Source organism: Streptomyces ficellus (genome assembly GCF_009739905.1).
Taxonomy (GTDB): Bacteria; Actinomycetota; Actinomycetes; order Streptomycetales; family Streptomycetaceae; genus Streptomyces; species Streptomyces ficellus_A.
Map to the genome: position 1 here is coordinate 5,808,342 of NZ_CP034279.1, position 22,573 is coordinate 5,830,914.

The 22,573-nt window shown below is 73.4% G+C and carries 21 protein-coding genes; 16 read left to right on the forward strand and 5 right to left on the reverse strand.

Translation table 11 applies throughout. The annotated features are described in order from the left end of the window. The first annotated feature begins 77 nt into the window (after nt 1–77). Complete coding sequence (locus EIZ62_RS26000) at nt 78–1,160, forward strand: glycosyltransferase family 4 protein (RefSeq protein ID WP_156695099.1); 1,083 nt, start codon at nt 78–80, stop codon at nt 1,158–1,160. 37 nt (nt 1,161–1,197) lie between these two features. Here EIZ62_RS26000 and EIZ62_RS26005 read toward each other — a convergent pair whose 3' ends face one another. Both EIZ62_RS26005 and EIZ62_RS26010 read right to left on the reverse strand, forming a co-directional pair. Then, complete coding sequence (locus tag EIZ62_RS26005; protein WP_156696606.1) at nt 1,198–2,841, reverse strand: PucR family transcriptional regulator; 1,644 nt, start codon at nt 2,839–2,841, stop codon at nt 1,198–1,200. A gap of 205 nt (nt 2,842–3,046) precedes the next feature. Beyond that, entirely contained in the window at nt 3,047–4,852 is a 1,806-nt protein-coding gene (locus EIZ62_RS26010) for a glycoside hydrolase family 15 protein (RefSeq protein WP_156695100.1), read from the reverse strand. A 555-nt stretch (nt 4,853–5,407) separates the two neighbouring features. Here EIZ62_RS26010 and EIZ62_RS26015 point away from each other — a divergent pair. The 11 genes from EIZ62_RS26015 to EIZ62_RS26065 all read left to right on the forward strand — a co-directional run bounded on the left by EIZ62_RS26015 (nt 5,408) and on the right by EIZ62_RS26065 (nt 17,899). Further along, nucleotides 5,408–7,072: a CTP synthase gene (locus EIZ62_RS26015; RefSeq protein WP_156695101.1), complete on the forward strand. Its 1,665-nt coding sequence runs from the start codon at nt 5,408–5,410 to the stop codon at nt 7,070–7,072. A gap of 107 nt (nt 7,073–7,179) precedes the next feature. Beyond that, nucleotides 7,180–7,806 (forward strand): NUDIX domain-containing protein, encoded by a 627-nt coding sequence (locus tag EIZ62_RS26020; protein ID WP_156695102.1) that lies wholly within the window; start codon nt 7,180–7,182, stop codon nt 7,804–7,806. Nucleotides 7,807–7,968: 162 nt separating this feature from the next. Continuing rightward, nucleotides 7,969–10,014: a tetratricopeptide repeat protein gene (locus tag EIZ62_RS26025; RefSeq protein WP_156695103.1), complete on the forward strand. Its 2,046-nt coding sequence runs from the start codon at nt 7,969–7,971 to the stop codon at nt 10,012–10,014. Nucleotides 10,015–10,156: 142 nt separating this feature from the next. Next, nucleotides 10,157–11,272: an alanine dehydrogenase gene (gene ald / locus EIZ62_RS26030; RefSeq protein ID WP_156696607.1), complete on the forward strand. Its 1,116-nt coding sequence runs from the start codon at nt 10,157–10,159 to the stop codon at nt 11,270–11,272. A gap of 425 nt (nt 11,273–11,697) precedes the next feature. Next, nucleotides 11,698–12,741, forward strand: coding sequence for a ParA family protein (locus EIZ62_RS26035; RefSeq protein WP_425281848.1), 1,044 nt, complete (start codon nt 11,698–11,700; stop codon nt 12,739–12,741). Then, nucleotides 12,738–13,241 carry a hypothetical protein gene (locus EIZ62_RS26040; RefSeq protein ID WP_156696608.1) on the forward strand — a complete coding sequence of 168 codons (504 nt, stop codon included), beginning with the start codon at nt 12,738–12,740 and terminating at the stop codon, nt 13,239–13,241. Before EIZ62_RS26035 ends, EIZ62_RS26040 begins: the two co-directional genes overlap by 4 nt. Nucleotides 13,242–13,290: 49 nt before the next feature. After that, nucleotides 13,291–14,286 carry a segregation and condensation protein A gene (locus EIZ62_RS26045; protein ID WP_156695105.1) on the forward strand — a complete coding sequence of 332 codons (996 nt, stop codon included), beginning with the start codon at nt 13,291–13,293 and terminating at the stop codon, nt 14,284–14,286. Between the two features lie 32 nt (nt 14,287–14,318). Further along, nucleotides 14,319–14,888: an SMC-Scp complex subunit ScpB gene (gene scpB / locus EIZ62_RS26050; protein ID WP_244376300.1), complete on the forward strand. Its 570-nt coding sequence runs from the start codon at nt 14,319–14,321 to the stop codon at nt 14,886–14,888. After that, complete coding sequence (locus EIZ62_RS26055) at nt 14,888–16,009, forward strand: pseudouridine synthase (protein ID WP_156695107.1); 1,122 nt, start codon at nt 14,888–14,890, stop codon at nt 16,007–16,009. The genes scpB and EIZ62_RS26055 overlap by 1 nt, the downstream gene beginning before the upstream one ends. 127 nt (nt 16,010–16,136) lie before the next feature. Beyond that, nucleotides 16,137–16,874: an NUDIX hydrolase gene (locus EIZ62_RS26060; protein WP_156695108.1), complete on the forward strand. Its 738-nt coding sequence runs from the start codon at nt 16,137–16,139 to the stop codon at nt 16,872–16,874. Continuing rightward, entirely contained in the window at nt 16,871–17,899 is a 1,029-nt protein-coding gene (locus EIZ62_RS26065) for an ADP-ribosylglycohydrolase family protein (protein ID WP_156695109.1), read from the forward strand. Before EIZ62_RS26060 ends, EIZ62_RS26065 begins: the two co-directional genes overlap by 4 nt. Here EIZ62_RS26065 and EIZ62_RS26070 read toward each other — a convergent pair. From EIZ62_RS26070 to EIZ62_RS26080, 3 genes are read right to left on the reverse strand one after another with little or no spacing between them, the layout of a single operon-like run. Beyond that, nucleotides 17,896–18,627, reverse strand: a complete 732-nt coding sequence (locus EIZ62_RS26070; RefSeq protein WP_156695110.1) for a nucleotidyltransferase domain-containing protein — start codon at nt 18,625–18,627, stop codon at nt 17,896–17,898. The two genes, EIZ62_RS26065 and EIZ62_RS26070, sit on opposite strands and share 4 nt — an antisense overlap. 10 nt (nt 18,628–18,637) lie before the next feature. Further along, on the reverse strand, nt 18,638–19,144 hold the full coding sequence (locus EIZ62_RS26075; protein ID WP_156695111.1) for a Rieske (2Fe-2S) protein: 507 nt from the start codon (nt 19,142–19,144) through the stop codon (nt 18,638–18,640). 52 nt (nt 19,145–19,196) lie between these two features. Further along, nucleotides 19,197–19,532, reverse strand: a complete 336-nt coding sequence (locus EIZ62_RS26080) for a DUF952 domain-containing protein (protein ID WP_156695112.1) — start codon at nt 19,530–19,532, stop codon at nt 19,197–19,199. A gap of 132 nt (nt 19,533–19,664) precedes the next feature. Between EIZ62_RS26080 and aroH the strand changes: the two genes are divergently transcribed. From aroH to EIZ62_RS26100, 4 genes are all read left to right on the forward strand, one after another. After that, on the forward strand, nt 19,665–20,027 hold the full coding sequence (gene aroH, locus EIZ62_RS26085) for a chorismate mutase (RefSeq protein ID WP_156695113.1): 363 nt from the start codon (nt 19,665–19,667) through the stop codon (nt 20,025–20,027). Next, a complete protein-coding gene (locus EIZ62_RS26090) occupies nt 20,024–21,109 on the forward strand; it encodes a prephenate dehydrogenase (RefSeq protein ID WP_156695114.1) in 1,086 nt (361 codons plus the stop codon). Before aroH ends, EIZ62_RS26090 begins: the two co-directional genes overlap by 4 nt. A gap of 134 nt (nt 21,110–21,243) precedes the next feature. Next, nucleotides 21,244–21,927 (forward strand): (d)CMP kinase, encoded by a 684-nt coding sequence (gene cmk, locus EIZ62_RS26095; RefSeq protein ID WP_156695115.1) that lies wholly within the window; start codon nt 21,244–21,246, stop codon nt 21,925–21,927. After that, nucleotides 21,924–22,568 (forward strand): lysophospholipid acyltransferase family protein, encoded by a 645-nt coding sequence (locus EIZ62_RS26100; RefSeq protein ID WP_156695116.1) that lies wholly within the window; start codon nt 21,924–21,926, stop codon nt 22,566–22,568. Before cmk ends, EIZ62_RS26100 begins: the two co-directional genes overlap by 4 nt. The last annotated feature ends 5 nt before the right edge of the window (nt 22,569–22,573 follow it).

The window sequence follows — 22,573 nt, forward strand, 5'->3', positions numbered from 1 at the left end:
CCGATTAACGCCGCGCGACACGGCCACTCCGCTCCGGCGGTGCCGGAACGTCCGTACGGACTGGCATCCTTGGGCGCGTGACACAGCTGCATACGGTCCAGGTGCTGGGCGGCGACAGCGCGGGCAGCAGCGCTCACGTCAGATCACTGACCGCCGGGCTCGTGGCGAGGGGCGTGCGGGTGACCGTGTGCGCCCCTGCCGAACTGGACCACGACTACGACTTCCTGGGCACCGGCGCGCACTTCCTGCCCGTGCCGCACCGCAGCGACCCGGTCGCCATCGGCGCGCTGCGCATGGCGTGCGCGAGCGCGAACGTGGTGCACGCGCACGGGCTGCACGCCTCGGTGCGGGCCGTGCTGGCGCTGGGCCAGCAGCGCGTACCGCTGGTCGTGACGTGGCACACCCTGACGCACGCCGAGGGCGCCCGCGGCCGGCTGGTGCGGCTCATGGAGCGAAAGACCGTACGGGCGGCGGCCGTTGTGCTCGGCACGTCGTCCGGGCTCGTCGACCGCGCCCGGCGGCGGGGCGCCCGTGACGCGCGGCTGGGGCCCGTCTCCGTACCCGCGCCGCGCACGGACGTCGGCGAGGCGCAGGCGGGCAAGGCGCGCGCCGAACTCGGCGCCATGGACCGGCCCTTGCTGATGGCCGTCGGCGCACTGGAGCCGCACCGCGGGTACGGCACGCTGCTCGACGCGTCGCGGCTCTGGCTCCGGCACGACCCGGCGCCGCTGCTCGCCGTCGCGGGGGAGGGGCGGCAACGCGCCGCGCTCCAGCGGCGGATCGACGCGGACGGGCTGCCGGTGCGGCTGCTCGGCCGGCGCGACGACGTCACGGCACTGCTCGCGGCGGCGGACGTGGCGGTGCTCCCCAGCCGCTGGGAGGCCCGCGCCCCGCTCGCCCAGGAGGCGCTGCGGCTCGGCGTACCGCTGGTCGCGACGGCGGTGGGCGGGGTACCGGAACTCGTCGGCGACGCGGCCGAACTCGTGCCCTACGGGGACGCGGACGCCCTGGCCGCCGCGGTGTCCGCGCTGCTCGCGGACCCGGCACGTCGCGACGCCCTCGCGGAAGCGGGGCGGCGGCAGGCGGCGACATGGCCGACGGAGGACGAGACCGTCGCGCAGGTGCTGAGCGTGTACGACGAGCTGCGCGCGGGCTTCTGAACGCGGCCGGCGCGAGCCGTGGGTCGACGGTCCGCCGTCAGGGGACGTGGCGGCGGGCCCGGAGGGCCAGGGAGAGGGCCAGGACCGTCTGCGGGTCGTCCAGGTCCGTGCCCAGCAGCTCGCCGATGCGGGCCAGCCGGTTGTAGAGCGTCTGGCGGTTGAGGTGCAGCTCGCGCGCCGTCTCCGCCTTGCGGCCCGCGTGCGCCAGGTACGTCTGGAGCGTGGGGAGCAGGGCGGGGCGCGACGTCCGGTCGTGCTCGCGCAGCGGGCCGATCGCCCGGTCCACGAACGCGGCCAGGGCGGCGCCCTCGCCATGGGCGCGCAGCCGCCACAGCAGCAGGTCGATGTCCAGGCGCCGCGCGTCGTACCAGGGCCGGTCCGGCAGGCCCTGCGCCGCGGTGGCCGTCTCCGCCGCGTGCCGCAGCCCCGCCGAGGCCGCCGCCCAGCCGCCCGCGACGCCCACGACGACGACCGGCGGGTGGCCGCCCGACGTGTGCTCAAGGCCCGCCCGCGCCACACCCGCCCGCAGCGCCGCGGCCACCCGGTCGGCGACCGCGGTCCGCTCCGGCTCCGCGCGCAGACCGACCAGGAGCGGCACCCGGCCCTCGACGGGCCGCACGCCCAGCAGTACGGGCACGCCCACGGCCGCGAGCTCCTCCAGCACCGCGCGGGCCAGCAGCGACCAGTTGCCGGACGGCGTCCCACCGGAGCCGAGCCGCATCACGACCGGCAGCAGCGGTCCGGCACCGGGCTTGAAACCCAGCACCCGGGCCTGCGCGGGCGCGTCGTCGGCGGTGATCCGGCCCTCCGCGAGGTCGTTGAGGAAGTCGCCCCGGCCCCGGGCCGCCAGCTCCTCCTCCTGCCGCGCCTGCATCAGTACGACCGCGAGGATGCCCGCGGCCCGTTCCGCCGCCATCCGGTGGACGGGCAGCAGCCTCCCGGACACGGCGAGCAGGACGAGACGGGCGCGGACCGACCCCGTGCCCGCCCCCGGGCCCGTTCCGCCGCCCGGCACGTCGACCAGTACCGCACCCGTCGGCGGCCCCGCCTCCCGTGCCTCCCGCTGGCCGCGCAGCCCCTCCCACACCTGGAGCGGATCGGGCCCCGCACCGCCGCCCGCGGCGAACAGCAGCCGGCCGTCCGCGGTCTCCAGGAACACGGGGTTGGCGGCGAACCCGGCGAGGATCTCCAGCACCTGCGGCACGCCCCCGCCGCCCAGCACCGCCTCCGTGCACCGCCGGTGCACGTCCTCGGCCTGCCGCAGCAGCGCGTAGTGGCCGTTGACGATCTCGGTGTGGACCTCCTCCGTCACCGAGACGAAGGCGACCTCCCGGTGCAGCTGCACCAGCGGCAGGCCCGCCGCCCGTGCCGTCTCCACGATCGTCGCCGGCAGCCGGGAGAACCGCGGGCCCAGCTCCACCACCAGGGCCGCGATCCCACGCTCGGCCAGCCGGCGCACGAACTCCCGCTGCTCAGCCGGGCGCGTCCCCAGACCCAGGCCGGTCGTCAGCAGCAGTTCGCCGCCCTTGAGCAGCGACGCGATGTTCGGCACCTCACCGGCGTGCACCCAGCGCACCGTCCGGTGCAGCCGGTCCGCCCCGGCGACCACCTCCGGGAGCCCCCCGCGCAGCCCGGGCAGCTCCAGCGCCCGCTGCACGGTGATTCCGCCCTGATCGTTCATGCTGGTCATACGGCCGGACGCTACCCGCGTCCGTGTCCCCGGGCACCTCGCGGGGCCCCCGCGACGCCGGACCCCCGGCGACAACTCACCGGGCCCCGGCACCGCTTGGGCGACCGGCCGCCCGGTGTGGCGTACGTCACGCCGCCGCGCCCGAGCGCGCGTGCGGGGCGCCGCGGGCCGGGCGAGACTTCGCGGACGCGACGACCTAACCCCCGTACGCGCCCGAGGCGGTCAGCCGCAGGGCCGTGTCGATCAGCGGCACGTGGCTGAACGCCTGCGGGAAGTTGCCCACCTGGCGCTGGAGGCGCGGGTCCCACTCCTCCGCCAGCAGCCCCAGGTCGTTGCGCAGCGCCAGCAGCTTCTCGAAGAGCCTGCGCGCCTCGTCGACCCGGCCGATCATCGCCAGGTCGTCCGCCATCCAGAACGAGCAGGCCAGGAACGCGCCCTCGTCACCCGGCAGGCCGTCCACGCCCTCGTCGGAGCCCTCCGTCGGGTAGCGCAGGATGAAGCCGTCCGAGGTGGACAGCTCCCGCTGGATCGCCTCGATCGTGCCGATGACCCGCTTGTCGTCCGGCGGCAGGAAGCCCACCTGCGGGATCAGCAGCAGCGAGGCGTCCAGCTCCTTCGAGCCGTACGACTGCGTGAAGGTGTTGCGCTCCGGGTCGTAGCCCTTCTCGCACACGTCCCGGTGGATCGTGTCGCGCAGCTCCGCCCACTTGTCCAGCGGGCCGTCCGCGTCCCCGGACTCGATCAGCTTGATCGTCCGGTCGACCGCCACCCACGCCATCACCTTGGAGTGCACGAAGTGGCGGCGCGGCCCGCGCACCTCCCAGATGCCCTCGTCGGGCTGGTCCCAGTGGTCCTCCAGGTACCGGATCAGCTTCAGCTGGAGCAGCGAGGCGTAGTCGTTGCGCGACAGGCCCGTCATGTGCGCCAGGTGCAGAGCCTCGGTGACCTCGCCGTACACGTCGAGCTGGAGCTGGTTGGCGGCGCCGTTGCCGACCCGGACCGGGGCGGAGTTCTCGTAGCCGGGCAGCCAGTCCAGCTCCGCCTCGCCGAGCTCGCGCTCGCCGGCGATGCCGTACATGATCTGGAGGTTCTCCGGGTCGCCCGCCACCGCGCGCAGCAGCCACTCGCGCCAGGCGCGGGCCTCCTCGCGGTAGCCGGTGCGCAGCAGCGACGACAGGGTGATCGCCGCGTCGCGCAGCCAGGTGTAGCGGTAGTCCCAGTTCCGTACGCCGCCGATGTCCTCCGGCAGCGAGGTGGTGGGCGCGGCGACGATGCCGCCCGTCGGGGCGTACGTCAGCGCCTTCAGCGTGATCAGGGAGCGGACCACGGCCTCCCGGTAGGGGCCGCGGTAGGTGCAGTGGTCGACCCACTCGCGCCAGAACTCCGTCGTCGCCTCCAGGGCGCCCATCGGGTCCGCCAGCGGCGGCTGCGGGCGGTGCGAGGGCTGCCAGCTGATGGTGAAGGCGACCCGGTCGCCCTCCTTGACGGTGAAGTCCGAGTACGTCGTCAGGTGCTCGCCGTGGGTCTCCACGTCGGTGTCCAGCCAGATCGAGTCCGGGCCGGCGACGGCGACCGTACGGCCCTCGACCTGGTGCACCCAGGGCACCACGCGCCCGTAGGAGAACCGCATGCGCAGCGCCGACCGCATCCGCACCCGGCCGCTGACGCCCTCCACGATCCGCACCAGCTGCGGGGCGCCGTCACGCGGCGGCATGAAGTCGGTCACGCGCACCGTGCCACGGCCCGGCGCGTCCCACACGGATTCGAGGATCAGCGAGTCGCCGACGTACCGGCGGCGGTCGGCGGCGGGCGGTTCGGCGTCATCGGCGTGCGCCGGCCCGATCCGCCAGAAACCGTGTTCCTCGGTACCGAGGATTCCTGCGAAGACGGCGTGCGAATCGAAGCGGGGCAGGCACAGCCAGTCGGCCGTGCCGTCCCGGCAGACCAGGGCGGCGGTCTGCATGTCTCCGATGAGTGCGTAGTCCTCGATGCGCCCGGCCACGTGCAATCTCCAGTCGAACGGCAACGTTCGCCCCCGTGGGGCGCTTACTGGGGTCAGAGTCAAGGATCGCCGACGAGCACGATGGTCCCGGTGACGGGCGGGGGTGGTGCCGTTGTGGGGGGCCGTCTCGGCAGCGGATGTCCTGGCAGGATACGACGCCCCCCGGCCCTCTGTGTGATCGTCCTGGTAGAGCTGTTGGGCAGAACGAGTGACCCTCCTCTCCCCGGCCGAAACACCGGGCCGAAACGTGCGCCGGGGGTGTCCGGCCGTGTGCGCAGCGTGCGTGCGGGGCGCCTCGCCGGACGCGCCGGACCCCGCGCCCGGGCTGCGCCCGGCCCGCGCCCGGCCCGCGCCCGGCCCCGCCCCGGGCGCCGCTGCGCGCGTGACCGGAAGCGGGCGTCCCGCGTCGCTGATACCCTGGTAGCCCGTGGACCGGTGGGCGCCGCACCTCGAATCGGCGGCCCCCGAACCGCAGCGACGGCACCCCCGGAATCCCTCCGGACCGGACGCCGGAACGCATTTCCAGAACGCGACCACGGGAGCCCCCTCTTGGCCATGCCGCCCAAAACCACGACGACCAAGCACATCTTCGTCACCGGGGGTGTCGCGTCCTCCCTCGGCAAGGGCCTGACCGCCTCCAGCCTGGGTGCGCTCCTCAAGGCCCGGGGCCTTCGGGTCACGATGCAAAAGCTCGACCCGTACCTCAACGTCGACCCGGGCACGATGAACCCGTTCCAGCACGGTGAGGTGTTCGTCACCAACGACGGCGCCGAGACCGACCTGGACATCGGCCACTACGAGCGGTTCCTCGACGTCGACCTCGACGGCTCGGCCAACGTCACCACCGGCCAGGTCTACAGCCAGGTCATCGCCAAGGAGCGGCGCGGCGAGTACCTCGGCGACACCGTCCAGGTCATCCCGCACATCACCAACGAGATCAAGCACCGCATCCGCCGGATGGCGACCGACGACGTCGACGTCGTGATCACGGAGGTCGGCGGCACGGTCGGCGACATCGAGTCGCTGCCGTTCCTGGAGACCGTCCGCCAGGTCCGCCACGAGGTCGGCCGCGACAACGTGTTCGTGGTGCACATCTCGCTGCTGCCCTACATCGGCCCGTCCGGCGAGCTGAAGACCAAGCCGACCCAGCACAGCGTGGCGGCCCTGCGGAACATCGGTATCCAGCCGGACGCCATCGTGCTGCGCGCCGACCGTGACGTACCGACCGCGATCAAGCGCAAGATCTCGCTGATGTGCGACGTCGACGAGGCGGCCGTCGTCGCCGCCATCGACGCCAAGTCGATCTACGACATCCCCAAGGTGCTCCACACCGAGGGCCTGGACGCCTACGTCGTCCGCAAGCTGGACCTGCCGTTCCGTGACGTCGACTGGACGACGTGGGACGACCTGCTGGACCGCGTCCACAACCCCGACCACGAGGTCACCGTCGCGCTCGTCGGCAAGTACATCGACCTGCCCGACGCCTACCTGTCGGTGACCGAGGCCATGCGTGCCGGCGGCTTCGCCAACAAGGCCCGCGTCAAGGTCAAGTGGGTCACCTCCGACGACTGCAAGACGCAGGCGGGTGCGGCCGGGCAGCTCGGCGACGTCGACGCGATCGTCATCCCCGGCGGCTTCGGTGAGCGCGGCGTCAACGGCAAGGTGGGCGCCATCCAGTACGCCCGCGAGAACCGGATCCCGCTGCTCGGCCTGTGCCTGGGCCTGCAGTGCATCGTGGTCGAGGCCGCGCGGAACCTCGCCGGCATCGCCGACGCCAACTCCACCGAGTTCGACCCGGCCACCTCCCACCCCGTCATCTCGACGATGGAGGAGCAGCTGGCGTATGTGGAGGGCGCGGGCGACCTGGGCGGAACGATGCGCCTGGGCCTGTACCCGGCGAAGCTCGCCGAGGGCTCGATCGTCCGCGAGGCCTACGGCGACGAGCCGTACGTCGACGAGCGGCACCGCCACCGCTACGAGGTGAACAACGCCTACCGCGCGGAGCTGGAGAAGAAGGCGGGCATCGTCTTCTCGGGCACGTCCCCGGACAACAAGCTCGTCGAGTACGTCGAGTACCCGCGCGAGGTGCACCCCTACCTGGTCGCCACCCAGGCGCACCCGGAGCTGCGCTCCCGTCCGACCCGGCCGCACCCGCTCTTCGCGGGTCTGGTGAAGGCGGCCGTCGAACGGCAGCAGGCCGCGCGCACGACGGGCAAGTGACGCGCTAGCGATACGGTTGACCGGGGTACGCGCCTGACCAGGGCACGTGCCCCGGTTTTCTGTGTAGGTGTGTGAAGTGCGTGTGTGTACGAGGGAGGACGTCTTTCATGGCCATCAAGGACACGCCCGAGGAGTGGCGGGTCACCGCGAGCGCGGTGCCGTTCAAGGGCAACAAGACGAGTGTCCGCACCGACGACGTGGTCATGCCGGACGGGACCGTCGTACGCCGTGACTACCAGGTCCACCCCGGCTCGGTCGCGGTCGTCGCCCTCGACGACGACGACCGGGTCCTCGTGCTGCGCCAGTACCGGCACCCGGTCCGGCAGAAGCTGTGGGAGATCCCGGCCGGTCTGCTGGACGTGCCCGGCGAGAACCCGCTGAACGCGGCGGTGCGCGAACTGTATGAGGAGGCGCACGTCAAGGCGGAGCGCTGGCAGGTCCTCACGGACGTGTACACCACGCCGGGCGGCTGTGACGAGGCCGTGCGGATCTTCCTCGCGCGCGGTCTGTCGGCGGCGGAGGGCGACCGCTTCGAGGTCGCCGAGGAGGAGGCCGACATGGAGCTCGCCCGGGTGCCGCTCGACGAGCTGGCACGCGGCGTCCTGGCGGGCGAGCTGCACAACAACTGCCTGGTCGTGGGCGTCTTGTCGGTGCTCGCCGCCCGCGCGGCGGACGGTCTGGACGCGCTCCGGCCCGCCGAGGCGCCCTGGCCGGCCCGCCCGTTCGAGGCGTAGGCGCACCCGGCCGGGTGTCTGGTGTGACGATCTGCTGATCCGATTGAGTGACCCGTCCGCCGTGGTCCGCCGGGCGGGGCACCGCGGCTGAACTACGCTCGGATCGCCCGCCCGGGGAATCCGGCGGGGTCAGCACGTGCGCAGCGGACGGGAGCGTGGCCCGTGACGGATCAGGCGGTGGACATCGGCGGCGCGGGCGGGGCGGACCGGTCCGGTGCGCGGCCCGGGCACCGTCTCTTCTTCGGGCGGGTGCGCGAGCTCAAGGAGCTGCGGGCCGACATCGCCCGCGCCGGGCTCGACACCCTCGCCGGGCGGCCCTCCCCGCGCGCCCGCGTGCTGCTGATCGCGGGGCGCCCCGGCAGCGGCCGCACCGCGCTCGCCGAGGAACTCGTCGGCGACCTCGCCCGCGGCTACCGCGACGGCGTCCTGCGGGCCCGCCTGACCGAACCCGGCGGCGCGCCGGTGCCCGTCGAACGGGTCGCCCGCGGGCTGCTGGACCGCCTCGGCGTCCCCGCGCCCGCCGGGGCGGGGGAGGACGAACTCACCCAGCTGCTGCGGGAGACGTTCACCGACCGCCGCGCCCTGCTCCTGCTGGACGACGCCGCGAACGCCGAGCAGGTCGACGCGCTGCTCCCGGACAACCCCGCGTGCCTGGTCGTCGCGGTCGCCGAGGGCCCGCTCACCGGCATCCCGGACGTCCGCCCCTGCACGGTCGGCGGGCTGGACGCCAAGTCCGCCATCGAACTGCTCGACCGCTTCACCGGCTCCGTGCGGATCACCGTCGACCCGCAGGCCGCCGAGACGCTCACCGAGCTGTGCGGCGGCCAGCCCGCAGCCCTGGTGCTGGCGGGCGGCTGGCTCGCCGCCCGGCCCATGTCGTCCGTCGCCGACCTCACCAAGCGGCTGCGGTCCCTGCCCGACGAGCCCGACCGGCCCGCCGCCACCCGGCCGCTCGCCCGCGCCTTCCGCCTGGCCTACGAGGCGCTGCCCGCGCCCGCCGCCCGGACGCTGCGCCTGCTGGCACTAGCCCCGGTCGGCATCGCCGACGCCCACACCGCCTCCGCCCTGGCCGGCTGCTCGGTGTCGGCCGCCCGGACCGCGCTGGAGGGCTTCGCCGCCGCCGGGCTGGTCCACGAGGCGGACGACGAGCAGTACGAGGTGCCCGGCTGCCTGCTGCCGCTGCTGCGCGAGCGTCTGGAGAGCGAGGACCGGCCCGCCGAGGTGCAGCTGGCCCGTGCCCGGATGCTGGAGCGGACCGTACGGCTCCTCCAGTCGTGCCGGGCGGTCACCGAGCCCGAGGGGTCGCCCGCGCGGCGCAAGCTCGCCGGGCTGCCGCGCGCCCTGCGCTTCACCGGTCCGGAGGCCGCCGCCGCGTGGCTGCGCACCCGGCAGCCCGCCCTGCTGGCCGCCGCCCGGGTCGCCGTCGACGACGGGGACCTCGACACCCTGGCCCGCCGCCTGGTCGCCGCGCTCGTCCGGGCGCTCGCCGCCCACCGGGGCACCGAGGAGGCGGCGCCCGAGCTGTACGGGCTGCACCAGCTGGTCCTGGACGTCGCGGAGCGGCGCGGGCTGCACCGTGAGCGGGCCGCCGCCCTGCTGAACCTCGCCGACCTGGACGCCCGGACCGGCCGCACCGCCGACGCGCTCGCCCGCTACCGGGCCGCTCTGGACGCCGGACGGCTCGCGAACGACCCGTACGCGATCGGCCGCGCGATGGAATCCGTAGGCGGCGCGCACCAGGCGCTGGGGGACTGGCAGCGGGCCGCCGACTGGTACGGGCGGGCCCTGTCGCAGCGCCTCGCCCGGGACGAGCGGGCCGACCAGGCGCGGCTGTACGGCCGGCTCGGCGCCGTCCACACCTATGAGGGGCGGTATGGCGAGGCCCTGCGGAACTGGCGGGCCGCCGCGGCCGGATATCGCCGCCTCGGCGATCTCGCCGGGCACGCCCGGGCGTTGAGCGAGGCGGCCCGGGTCCAGGAGTACGCGGGGCGCCCGCAGGAGTGCCTGCGCACCTGCGAGGAGGCCGTGGAGTGGGCGCGCAGGGCCAAGGACGTGCGGCTTCTCGCGGCGCTCCAGCTGCGGCTGGCGGACACGCTCGACCGGCTGGGCGATCCCGCGGCGGCCCGGCTCCACCGTGCCGCGGCTGATCGTCTGCTGGGAACCGAGGGATCAGCCTACGAAATCCGCAGTGCTTCAGCCAAAGATTAATGCTTTGCAAGGCTAGACAACGAGAGTCCCTTCAATAGACTGGGTGCGCCGCGATTGACCGCGGTGTATCCCGGTGCGTCCTGTGTATCCGGGTATGTATTGCTTTGCCCCCGTACCCCCAAAGCCAAGGACCGTGATCGACGTGAAGGTCGGCATCCCCCGCGAGGTCAAGAACAACGAGTTCCGGGTGGCCATCACCCCCGCCGGTGTGCACGAGCTCGTGCGCAACGGCCACCAGGTCTTCGTCGAGCAGAACGCCGGTGTGGGCTCCTCGATCACGGACGACGAGTACGTCGCCGCAGGTGCTCGGATCCTTCCGACGGCCGACGAGGTCTGGGCCACCGCGGACCTGCTGCTGAAGGTCAAGGAGCCGATCGCGGAGGAGTACCACCGCCTCCGCAAGGACCAGACCCTCTTCACCTACCTGCACCTCGCCGCCTCCCGCGAGTGCACGGACGCCCTCATCGAGTCCGGCACCACCGCCATCGCGTACGAGACCGTCGAGACCGCGAACCGCGCCCTGCCGCTGCTGGCCCCGATGTCCGAGGTCGCGGGCCGGCTGGCCCCGCAGGTCGGCGCCTACCACCTGATGCGCGCGGCCGGCGGCCGGGGCGTCCTGCCCGGCGGTGTCCCCGGTGTCATCCCGGCCAAGGCCGTCGTCATCGGCGGTGGCGTCTCCGGCTGGAACGCCGCCCAGATCGCCATCGGCATGGGCTTCGACGTGACCCTGCTCGACCGCGACATCAACAAGCTGCGCGAGGCCGACAAGATCTTCGGCACGAAGATCAAGGCCGTCATGTCCAACTCCTTCGAGCTGGAGAAGGCCGTCCTCGAGGCCGACCTCGTCATCGGCGCGGTGCTCATCCCGGGCGCCAAGGCCCCGAAGCTGGTCACCAACGAGCTGGTCTCCCGGATGAAGCCCGGAAGTGTCCTTGTCGACATCGCGATCGACCAGGGCGGCTGCTTCGAGGACTCCCGTCCCACCACGCACGCCGAGCCGACGTTCCCCGTCCACAACTCGGTCTTCTACTGCGTCGCCAACATGCCGGGCGCGGTGCCCAACACCTCCACCTACGCGCTGACCAACGCCACGCTGCCCTACATCGTGTCGCTGGCCAACAACGGCTGGGTCGAGGCGCTGCGCCGCGACGCCGCGCTCGCCAAGGGCCTCAACACCCACGACGGCAAGGTCGTCTACCGCGAGGTCGCCGAGGCCCACGGCCTGGCGCACGTCGGGATCGACTCGCTCATCGGCTGACCGTCAACGGTTGCCGTCAACCTCACACATCCGGCCGGACCTTGCTCGACGAGGTCCGGCCGGACGTGTGTCCGGCGTGCTCCTGACCGGCGCTCAAGTCGTCTCGAACGTAACCCTTTAACCGTTTCGCACACCCGCGAAACGTGTCGATGAGTGGCTGTGTGCCCTTGACAGGCGAGTGTTTCTTTGCCGACACATCGGCCCGCGTCCGGGCGATTGTGTTGCTGCGGAGCGGTGACACGCCATAGAGTCGCAAACCGTCGGCATGGTGCCACGCTGACCTATCGATAAGTTTCCTGGCCACTTCCAAGGAGGTAAGACGACTTGTGAATGAGTCGACATTTACTCCCGGAGGTGGTCAGCCAGGAACGGTCGGCGAGGCCGGCTCGGTCGCTGTCCGAACCCTCGCGGCCGGCCAGCAGGACATGACGACAGCCCACACGATGAAGATGATGGACGGCCAACACGTGAACGCCATGGCCGGCAACGAGAGTGGCCGAGAGTCCACCCACTTCGCCGCCTACGACGAAGTCCCCGAGGGGCACTTCTACGACCCTGACGCCGAGTACGAGCCCGACCCGGAGTACGCGGCCACGCTCGCCCCCGACGCCGCACGCCAGCGTCGCGAGCGCATCGGCCCCACCGGACGGCCCCTGCCGTACTTCCCGATCCCCGGGCCCCTGACCGACCACGGGCCCGCGAAGATCATCGCGATGTGCAACCAGAAGGGCGGCGTGGGCAAGACGACGTCGACCATCAACCTGGGTGCCGCGCTCGCGGAGTACGGACGCCGGGTCCTGCTCGTCGACTTCGACCCGCAGGGAGCCCTGTCGGTCGGCCTCGGCGTGAACCCGATGGAGCTCGACCTCACCGTCTACAACCTGCTCATGGAGCGGGGCATGTCCGCGGACGAGGTCCTCCTGAAGACCGCCGTGCCCAACATGGACCTGCTCCCCAGCAATATCGATTTGTCAGCCGCCGAAGTGCAGTTGGTGAGCGAGGTCGCGCGCGAGTCCACGCTCCAGCGCGCGCTCAAGCCGCTGCTCCAGGACTACGACTACATCGTGATCGACTGCCAGCCCTCGCTCGGTCTGCTGACCGTGAACGCGCTGACGGCGGCTCACAAGGTCATAGTGCCGCTGGAGTGCGAGTTCTTCGCCCTGCGCGGCGTCGCGCTGCTGACCGAGACCATCGAGAAGGTCCAGGAGCGGCTCAACCCGGAGCTCGAACTCGACGGCATCCTCGCGACGATGTACGACTCGCGCACGGTGCACAGCCGCGAGGTGCTCGCCCGGGTCGTCGAGGCCTTCGACGACCACGTGTACCACACGGTGATCGGCCGGACCGTGCGCTTCCCGGAGACCACGGTCGCGGGCGAGCCGATCACCACGTACGCCTCGAACTCGGTCGGTGCGGCCGCCTACCGCCAGCTCGCCAGGGAGGTGCTCGCCCGGTGTCACGCCGAGTGAGTCTGCCCGGTGCCGACGAGCTGTTCCGTACGACAGGGGGGATGGCGCTGCAGTCGTCCACCCCGCGCCGGCAGAACGGGGAACCGCGGGTGCCGGCGCCGGCGGGCGAGAGCGACCCCGCCGCGGCGCCCGCCCCCGCACCCGCGCCCGCCCCGGCCCCCGAGGAGCACTCGGCCGCCGAGGCGGACGCCGCCGAGCCCCGGAGCCGCGACGCGGAGCCCGCCGCCAAGCCCCCCGCCGCCGCGGCCCCGGCCCGGCGCCGGGGGCGCGCGGCGAACCGGCGCCCCAGCGGGCGCGAGCGGCACGACGAGAAGATCACGGTGTACGTCTCCGCCGAGGAGCTCATGGACCTGGAGCACGCGCGTCTCGTCCTGCGCGGCGAGCACGGTCTCGCCGTCGACCGCGGGCGCATCGTCCGCGAGGCGGTCGCCGTGGTGCTGGCGGACCTGGAGTCGCGGGGCGACGCGAGCATCCTCGTGCGGCGTCTGCGCGGGCGCTGACGGTAGCCTGCGCGGGCCGCCGCCCGTTTCGCTTCGCCCCTGGACCCAGATGCCCCCGACCGACGCTCCGTCCCCCCGCCGCCGCGCCCTCGGCCGCGGCCCGGGCGCCCGCGCCCCGGAGGGCCCCGCCCCTGCGGCCCCGCCCGCGCCGGAACCAGCACCCGCGCCCGAGCCCCCGCAGGAGCCCGAGCAGCTCCCGTCGGCGCCCGAGCCTCCGCAGGAGCCCGCGCCCGAGTCCGGGCGGGAACCGGCGCCCGGCGGACCCGGCGACGGGCGTTTCACCGTGCGGCTCGCGAACTTCGAGGGGCCGTTCGACCTGCTGCTCCAGCTGATCTCGAAGCACAAGCTCGACGTCACCGAGGTCGCCCTGTCCAGGGTCACCGACGAGTTCATGGCCCACATCCGGGCCATGGGGCCGGACTGGGACCTCGACCAGACCACGGAGTTCCTGGTCGTCGCGGCGACGCTGCTGGACCTGAAGGCCGCCCGGCTGCTGCCCGCCGCGGAGGTGGAGGACGAGGCGGACCTCGCGCTGCTGGAGGCCCGGGACCTGCTGTTCGCGCGGCTGCTGCAGTACCGCGCGTACAAGCAGGTCGCCGACGTCTTCAGCGAGCGGCTGGAGAGCGAGGGCCGGCGCTACCCGCGTACGGTGGGCCTCGAACCGCACCACGCCGAGCTGCTGCCGGACGTCGTCATCAGCATCGGCGCCGAGGGGTTCGCGAAGCTGGCGGTCAAGGCCATGCAGCCCAGGGCCAAGCCGCAGGTGTACGTGGAGCACATCCACGCCCCGCTGGTCAGCGTCCGGGAGCAGGCGGAGGTGGTCGTCGCCCGGCTGCGCGAGCGCGGGCGCCTGAGCTTCGGCGAGCTGGCCGGGGACGCCCCGGACACCCTCACCGTGGTCGCCCGGTTCCTGGCCCTGCTGGAGCTGTACCGCGAGAAGGCCGTCGCCCTGGACCAGGACGAGGCGCTGGGCGAGCTCACCGTGCGGTGGACGGGTGAGGGGAGCGTCGAGGTGACGGACGAGTTCGATCAGGAGGAGACGTGAGGGAACTCAAGCCGGCCCTGGAGGCCGTCCTCATGGTCGTCGACGAGCCGGCCACCGAGGAGCACCTCGCGAAGGTGCTGGACCGGCCGCGCCGGGAGGTCGCCGACGCGCTGCGGGAGCTGGCCGACGAGTACGACGTGCAGCGGCGGGGCTTCGAGCTGCGGCTCGTGGCGGGCGGCTGGCGGTTCTACACGCGGGCGGAGTACGCGGAGGCCGTCGAGAGCTTCGTCCTGGACGGGCAGCAGGCCCGGCTCACCCAGGCCGCCCTGGAGACCCTCGCGGTCGTCGCGTACCGCCAGCCGGTCAGCCGGTCGAGGGTCTCGGCGGTGCGCGGGGTGAACTGCGACGGCGTCATGCGCACCCTGCTCCAGAGGGGTCTGGTGGAGGAGGCGGGCGCGGAACCCGAAACAGGTGCGATCCTGTACAGGACGACGAACTACTTCCTGGAGCGGATGGGCCTTCGCGGCCTGGACGAACTGCCCGAGCTCGCGCCCTTCCTCCCCGAGGCGGACGCGATCGAGGCGGAGACGCAGGAGGGGGTCCCGTCGTTCGATCCGGACGCTCCGGATTCCGAGCACGCAGACGACAAGACGGAACTTTGATGCGAAGCAGCAGCGGCAGGAACAGCAGCGGAAACAACGGCGGGAGCCGTGGTGGCAACAGCGGCGGCCGCGGCAGCAGCGGCGGCCGCGGCAATTACCGGGGTGCCGGTAACAGCCGCGACGACCGCCAGGGCCCCAAGGGCGGCGGCAACCCGCGCCGCCCCCGCCCCGAGGACCGCACCTACGACGTGGGCGCCCCGGGCGAGGGCGGCCCGAAGCGGGGGCGCGGCGCGGCGGCCCGCGGTGGCGCCAAGGGCGGCCCCCGCCAGTCGCCCCAGCGCGGCGGCGGCCGCACCACCCCGGCGCGCCCGCGTGAGCTGGACGCCCGGATCGAGGAGCGCAACCGCGAGCGGTACGCGAACAAGCCCCAGATCAAGACGCCCAAGACGTTCGGCGACCAGGAGGGCGAGCGGCTCCAGAAGGTGCTCGCCCGCGCCGGCATGGGCTCGCGCCGGGCGTGCGAGGAACTGATCGACGCGGGGCGCGTCGAGGTCAACGGCAAGATCGTGATCGAGCAGGGCACCCGCGTCGACCCCGAGCAGGACGAGATCAAGGTCGACGGCCTGACCGTGGCGACCCAGTCGTACCTCTTCTTCGCGCTGAACAAGCCCGCCGGTGTGGTCTCCACCATGGAGGACCCGGACGGCCGCCAGTGCCTCGGCGACTACGTCACCAACCGCGAGACGCGCCTCTTCCACGTCGGCCGGCTCGACACCGAGACCGAGGGCATCATCCTGCTCACCAACCACGGTGAGCTGGCCCACCGCCTCACGCACCCCAAGTACGGCGTGAAGAAGACCTACCTGGCCGCCATCACGGGCCCGCTGCCGCGCGAGGTCGGCAAGCGGCTCAAGGAGGGCATCCAGCTGGAGGACGGCTACGCCCGCGCCGACCACTTCCGGGTGGTCGAGCAGACCGGCAAGAACTACCTGGTCGAAGTGCAGCTCCACGAGGGCCGCAAGCACATCGTGCGCCGCATGCTCGCCGAGGCGGGATTCCCGGTCGAGAAGCTCGTGCGCACCGCGTTCGGCCCGATCCAGCTCGGCGACCAGAAGTCGGGCTGGCTGCGCCGCCTGACGAACACCGAGGTCGGCATGCTGATGAAGGAAGTCGGTCTGTAACCGGACCGACCCGGTAGAACCCGGACGAAAGCCCGTGACCTGCGGAAGGTCACGGGCTTTCGTGCTTGCCGGACCCGCTCGACCAGCTTTATAGTCATAGTGACTCTTAAGGGGAAGGGGGGCGGACATGAGCGGCGCACGGCGGCCCGACGGGTACGACCCGCACGCCTTCGCCCCCTTCGCCGTCACCGTGGACCTCGCCGTCTTCACGGTCCGCGAGGAACGGCTCCACGTCCTGCTCGTCCGGCGCGGCCAGGAGCCCTACCAGGGCTGCTGGGCCCTGCCCGGGGGCTTCGTCCTGCCCCGCGAGTCCGCCGGACGGGCCGCCCGCCGCGAGCTCGCCGAGGAGACCGGGCTGTCCGACGCCACGGTCGCCCACCTCCACCTGGAACAGCTCGCCACCTACAGCGACCCCGACCGCGACCCCCGCATGCGGGTCGTGTCGGTCGCCTACACCGCGCTCGTACCCGACCTGCCCGAACCGCGCGGCGGCGGCGACGCGGCCCACGCCCAGTGGCTGCCGTACGGCTCGTACGGCCCGCTCGCCTTCGACCACGACACGATCCTCGCCGACGCCCACGAACGCGTCGGCGCCAAGCTCGAGTACACCTGCCTCGCCACCGCCTTCTGCCCGCCCGAGTTCACCCTCGGCGAGCTGCGGCAGGTGTACGAGACGGTCTGGGGCGTCGAGCTCGACCGCCCCAACTTCCGGCGCAAGGTCCTCACCACGCCCGGCTTCGTCCAGGCCGTGGAAGGACCGCCGCGCCTCACCGGCGGACGGGGGAAACCGGCCGCTCTCTACCGGGCGGGACAGGCCACGGCCCTGCACCCGCCACTGCTGCGACCGGAAGGACGGCAGGAATGATCACCGCCAGGACCATCACCAAGCAGGCGGCCACCGGCTCCCTCGTCGGGCTCGCGCTCGGCGACGCGCTGGGCTTCCCCACCGAGTTCAAGGACGTCCCGGCGATCCTCGCCGCGTACGGACCCTGGCGCCAACTGCCCCTGCCCGCGCCCGCCGTCGTCACCGACGACACCCAGATGACCCTCGCGGTCGCCCGGGCGATCCGCACGGCTCTCGCCCGCGGCCCGCTCGCCCCGCAGACCCTCACCCGCCCGCTGCGCGACGAGTTCACCGCCTGGTACCACTCCCCGGACAACAACCGCGCACCCGGCCGCACCTGCCTGGTCGCCTGCGAGAAGCTCGACCGGGACGCCGGCCTGCCCTGGCAGCAGGCCAGCCAGATCGGCTCCAAGGGCTGCGGCGCCAACATGCGGGTCGCCCCCGTCGGGCTCGTCCCCGGACTCAGCCAGGAGCAGCGCGCGGGCGCCGCCCAGCTCCAGGCCGCCCTCACCCACGGCCACCCCACCGCGCTGGCCGCCTCCGACCTCACCGCGCAGGCGGTCCACCTGCTGTCCCGGGGAGCCGAACCGCTCGGCCTGGTCGGACAGCTGCGCTCGTACGCGTACGAGAACCGCTCCCGCTACCACCAGCGGTGGCTGGGCGACCTGTGGACCCACTCCCACGACCGCACCCCGCAGGCGTACATCGAGCGCGGCTGGGACGAGTGCGCCGACGCGCTGGCCACGCTGGACACCGCCCTGCGCACCGCCGGGACGGAGACCGACCCGTGCCTGGTGACGGGCGAGGGCTGGATCGCCGAGGAGGCCCTCACCGGAGCCCTGCTCTGCTTCCTGCTCTTCCCCGAGGACCCGCTCACGGCGATCCGCCGGGCCGCCTGCACCAAGGGCGACTCCGACTCCATCGCCTGCCTCGCCGGCGCCTTCGCCGGAGCCCACCTGGGCGCCGGGGCGTGGCCGGCCGAGTGGACCGACCGCATCGAGTACGGCAGCGAGCTGCACACCCTGGGCGCGCTTTGGGACGCTTAGGGCGTGTACGGTGTCGGCGCTGGTTCCGGTTCCGGGCTCAGCGCCCGGAGGGCTGACGCCCGGCGGACGCGGAAGAGGAAGTCCTCGACCGCCCGCCGGTCCGGCTCCGGCGGGAGCGGCGAGCCGGAGAGGGCCTCGTCGGCCTCGGTGGCCAGGCGGGCCATCCAGGACTCGACCTCCCGCCACGGCACCTCGCCGCGCTTGACCGCCAGCAGCGGCTCGCGCTCGGCGCCCACGTCGACCACCAGCTCGCCCGTGCGCAGCAGGTCGCGGCAGCTCGTCAGCAGGCGCAACAGGTGCATGGCGTGCTTCCAGCGGGGCCCGCCGCACTGGCGGACGTCCGCGTCCAGCTTCCTGCGCTGCCCGGCCGCGTACCGGACGAACGTCGTGTGGGCGAGGCGCGAGAGGAACGCGCCGCGCAGGGCGAGCAGTTCGCGACCGGTGTCGTCGATCCGCTCGACGAGCGGAGAGTGCAGGCACTCCAGGATGTTGGGGTTAGCGCGCAGGGCCAGCTCGCAGAACCGCTCCAGCTCCCAGCTGAACTGCTCCTCCGCGGGCCCCTCCACATGCGTGGGCGGCTTGTCGAAGCGCCACTGGAGCGCGGTGGGGGCCAGGAACACACCCCGGCGGTCGGTGTCGCTGCCGTCGGTGGCCAGCCCGAAGGCGCGCGACCCCACGACACACGAGTAGATCGTGTGGTCGCGCACCAGTTCGTCAGGGGTCGGCATGGGCCAGACCCTACGCCAGGCGGATGCTGTCCCCCGCCACGGTGATCTGCTCCGCGGGCAGCGGCCGGGTCGCCGGGCCCCGTTCGACCGAGCCGTCCGCGACGCGGAAGCGGCTGCCGTGGCACGGGCAGTTGATCGTGCCGTTCGCCACCGTGGAGACCAGACAGGCCTGATGGGTGCAGACCGCGGAGAACGCCTTGAACTCGCCCTCCTGCGGCTGGGTCACCACGATCTTCTGCTCCTTGAAGATCTTCCCCCCGCCGGAGGGGATGTCGGCGGTCCTGGCCAGCTCGGCGCCCACCGACACGGAGGCGGAGGCGGACGCCGACGCGGAGGCCGAGACGGAGACCGAGGCGGAGTCGGCCGGGGACGGGGGAGAGGCCGGGGCGGTGCCCGTGGGGCTGGCGGTGGTCGCCGGGGCTTCGCCTCCGCCGTCGCCGCAGCCCGTGACGAGGGCGGCGGTGGCCGACGCGGCGGCCGTCAGGACGGTACGGCGGTGCGTGGGGGCTGATGTCATGGGCCGCATCCTGGCGCCCCGCGCCCCCGGGGCGAAGCCACCGCGCTGACGTTTACGCCCAGGGGGCGAGCCCCGTGACGCGGCCGGCCGCATCGCGGCGGATCTCCCGCACGTCCGTGACGGCGGCACGGTCGACCGGCCCGTACACGTGCGGGAAGAGCCCCCCGTCCGCACGCTCCCAGCGCACCTCGGTGGTCAGCAGCGCCTCGTCGAGCGACACCAGCAGCAGCGGGGCCGGCACATCCCGGTAGTGGGCGCCGGCGACGGCCAGCGCGGTCTCCTCGTCGGGTGAGCAGTGCACGAAACCCTCGGAGGCGAGGGAGGCGGGACGGTACGGATCCGCGGGGGCGGCCGACCACTCGGGCCCCGTGGCGACGTGAAGCAGCATGCCGACAGTTCTACCCGCCCGTCTGCATCCCGGACGCACCGGGCGCTCCCGCCCCGGCTGACTAGGCTGAACACCAGCACGCGCCGGCCCAGGCACGAGCGGCACGGCGACACCAGGCGAAGGAGCGGGGACGTGGCGGTACGAGCGGTCCGAGGGGCCGTCCAGCTGGAGCGGGACGACGCCGGGCACATGCGGGACCAGGTCGGTGAGCTGCTCACCGTCGTCCTGGAGCGCAACGGCCTCACCGCCGACGACCTGATCAGCATCTGGTTCACCGCCACCCCCGACCTGCACAGCGACTTCCCCGCCGCCGCGGCGCGCGACCTGGGCATCGTGGACGTACCGCTGATCTGCGCGCAGGAGCTGGACATCGCCGGTGCGATGCCGCGCGTCGTACGCCTCCTCGCGCACGTCGAGACCGACCTCCCCAAGTCCGCCGTCGCCCACGTGTACCTCGGTGCCGCGGCCGCCCTCCGCAAGGACATCGCCCAGTGAGAACCGCCGTCGTCATCGGTACCGGACTGATCGGCACCTCGGCCGCCCTCGCGCTCAGCGCGCGGGGCATCACCGTCCACCTGTCCGACCACGACCCCGCCCGGGCCCGCACCGCCGCCGCACTCGGCGCGGGCACCGAGCAGCCGCCCGAGGGCGCCGTCGACCTCGTGATCGTCGCCGTACCGCCGGCGTACGTCGCCGCCACCCTCGCCGGGGCGATGCGCGACGGGCTCGCGCGCGGCTACCTCGACGTGGCCAGCGTCAAGGGCGGCCCCAAGCGGGAGCTCGAGGCCATGGGCCTGGACCTCTCCCGTTACGTCGGTACGCACCCGATGTCCGGCAAGGAGCGCTCGGGCCCGCTGGCCGGCACCGCCGACCTGTTCGAGGGCCGCCCCTGGGTGCTCACCCCGACCCGGGACACCGACACCGAGGTGCTCAACCTCGCCCTGGAGCTGGTCGCGCTGTGCCGGGCGGTCCCCGTCGTCATGGACGCCGACGCCCACGACCGGGCGGTCGCCCTGGTCTCGCACACCCCGCAGCTGGTGTCGTCGATGGTCGCCGCGCGGCTGGCGGACGCGGACGAGACGGCGGTCCGGCTGTGCGGGCAGGGCATCCGTGACGTCACCCGCATCGCCGCCTCCGACCCGCGCATGTGGGTGGAGATCCTGTCGGCGAACCCCGGCCCGGTCGCGGACGTCCTCGCCGGCGTGGCCGCGGACCTCGACGAGACGGTCCGGGCCCTGCGGTCCCTCCAGTCCGCCGACGAGGACCAGCGGCACGGCGGCGCCACCGGCGTCGAGGACGTCCTGCGCCGCGGCAACGCCGGGCGGGCCCGCGTCCCCGGCAAGCACGGCGGCGGTCCGGTCGCCTACGAGACGGTCGCCGTCCTCCTCAGCGACCAGCCCGGCGAGCTCGCCCGCATCTTCGCGGACGCGGGCCGGGCGGGCGTCAACATCGAGGACGTCCGCATCGAGCACGCCACCGGCCAGCAGGCGGGCCTCATCCAGCTCATGGTCGAGCCCGCCTCGGCCCCCGTCCTGTCCGCCGCCCTCCGCGAGAGGGGCTGGGCGCTGCGGCAGTAGGGGCGCCGGGGGTCCGCTGGGCGGCCGGGTAGGGGGGGGGTAGCCCGAATGGGTGCAAGGGGTGGCGGCAGCAGTCGGTAACCTTGTGCGGGGCCCCTCGGCAACCGGCCGGCCCTCTCCCGCGTACCAGGAAGGTGTCCGACACCGTGGAATCCGTGATCGTCGCCATCGACGGGCCCTCCGGCACGGGCAAGTCGAGCACCTCCAAGGCGGTCGCCGCCAAGCTGGGGCTCAGCTACCTGGACACCGGCGCCCAGTACCGGGCGATCACCTGGTGGATGATCACCAACGGCGTGGACGTCGCCGACGCCGACGCCGTGGCCTCCGCCGCCGGGAAGCCCGCCATCGTCTCCGGAACCGACCCCTCCCACCCGACGATCACCGTCGACGGTCTGGACGCCTCCGGCCCCATCCGTACCCAGGACGTCACCTCGAAGGTCAGCGCCGTCAGCGCCGTGCCCGAGGTGCGGGAGCGGATCACCGAGCTCCAGCGGACCATCGCCGCGAGCGCCGTCCAGGGCATCGTCGTCGAGGGCCGCGACATCGGCACCACCGTGCTGCCCGACGCCGACCTCAAGATCTTCCTCACCGCGTCCCCCGAGGCCCGCGCCGCCCGCCGCTCCGGCGAGCTTAAGGGCGCCGACGTCCACACCACCCGCGAGGCGCTGATCAAGCGGGACGCGGCCGACTCCAGCCGCAAGACGTCCCCGCTCGCCAAGGCGGACGACGCCGTCGAGGTCGACACCACCGACCTCACCCTCCAGCAGGTCATCGAGTGCGTCGTCACGCTCATCGAGGAGAAGCGGGCCGACACGTGACCCCACCCTCCGAGAAGGGCGCCGCGGTCGGCCGGGGCATCGGCATCGGGCTGATGTACGGGCTGTGGAAGCCGCGCGTCCTCGGCGCCTGGCGCGTCCCGGCCTCGGGACCCGTGATCTTCGCCGTCAACCACGCGCACAACCTCGACGGCCCCATGCTGATGGGGACCGCGCCCCGGCCCGTGCACTTCCTGATCAAGAAGGAGGCCTTCAAGGGGCCTCTCGGCCCGTTCCTGGAGGGCATCGGCCAGCTGAAGGTGGACCGCGACGCACCCGACCGCACCGCCATCACCCGGGCCCTGGACGTGCTGTCGGGCGGCGGCGTCCTCGGCATCTTCCCGGAGGGCACCCGGGGCACCGGCGACTTCGCCTCGCTGCGCGCCGGCCTCGCGTACTTCGCCGTACGCAGCGGCGCCCCGATCGTCCCGGTCGCCGTCCTGGGAAGCACCGACCGCCGCGGGCGGTTGATAAAGGCGCTGCCGCCGCTGCGCAGCGGTGTCGACGTCGTCTTCGGCGACGCGTTCGCGGCGGGCGACAGCTCCGGACGCCGCACCCGCAAGGCGCTGGACGACGCCACCGTACGCATCCAGGAACGGCTCACCACCCACCTGGAAAACGCCAGGCGCCTCACCGGGCGCTGAGCGAG

What these genes read in the sequence shown, in the direction of transcription:
- EIZ62_RS26005 (WP_156696606.1), bottom strand. Translation starts at nt 2,841, where the DNA reads ATGAACGATCAGGGCGGAATCACCGTGCAGCGGGCGCTGGAGCTGCCC.
- EIZ62_RS26015 (WP_156695101.1), top strand. Translation starts at nt 5,408, where the DNA reads ATGCCGCCCAAAACCACGACGACCAAGCACATCTTCGTCACCGGGGGT.
- EIZ62_RS26020 (WP_156695102.1), top strand. Translation starts at nt 7,180, where the DNA reads ATGGCCATCAAGGACACGCCCGAGGAGTGGCGGGTCACCGCGAGCGCG.
- EIZ62_RS26035 (WP_425281848.1), top strand. Translation starts at nt 11,698, where the DNA reads ATGACGACAGCCCACACGATGAAGATGATGGACGGCCAACACGTGAAC.
- EIZ62_RS26045 (WP_156695105.1), top strand. Translation starts at nt 13,291, where the DNA reads ATGCCCCCGACCGACGCTCCGTCCCCCCGCCGCCGCGCCCTCGGCCGC.
- scpB (WP_244376300.1), top strand. Translation starts at nt 14,319, where the DNA reads ATGGTCGTCGACGAGCCGGCCACCGAGGAGCACCTCGCGAAGGTGCTG.
- EIZ62_RS26055 (WP_156695107.1), top strand. Translation starts at nt 14,888, where the DNA reads ATGCGAAGCAGCAGCGGCAGGAACAGCAGCGGAAACAACGGCGGGAGC.
- EIZ62_RS26060 (WP_156695108.1), top strand. Translation starts at nt 16,137, where the DNA reads ATGAGCGGCGCACGGCGGCCCGACGGGTACGACCCGCACGCCTTCGCC.
- EIZ62_RS26065 (WP_156695109.1), top strand. Translation starts at nt 16,871, where the DNA reads ATGATCACCGCCAGGACCATCACCAAGCAGGCGGCCACCGGCTCCCTC.
- EIZ62_RS26070 (WP_156695110.1), bottom strand. Translation starts at nt 18,627, where the DNA reads ATGCCGACCCCTGACGAACTGGTGCGCGACCACACGATCTACTCGTGT.
- EIZ62_RS26075 (WP_156695111.1), bottom strand. Translation starts at nt 19,144, where the DNA reads ATGACATCAGCCCCCACGCACCGCCGTACCGTCCTGACGGCCGCCGCG.
- EIZ62_RS26080 (WP_156695112.1), bottom strand. Translation starts at nt 19,532, where the DNA reads ATGCTGCTTCACGTCGCCACGGGGCCCGAGTGGTCGGCCGCCCCCGCG.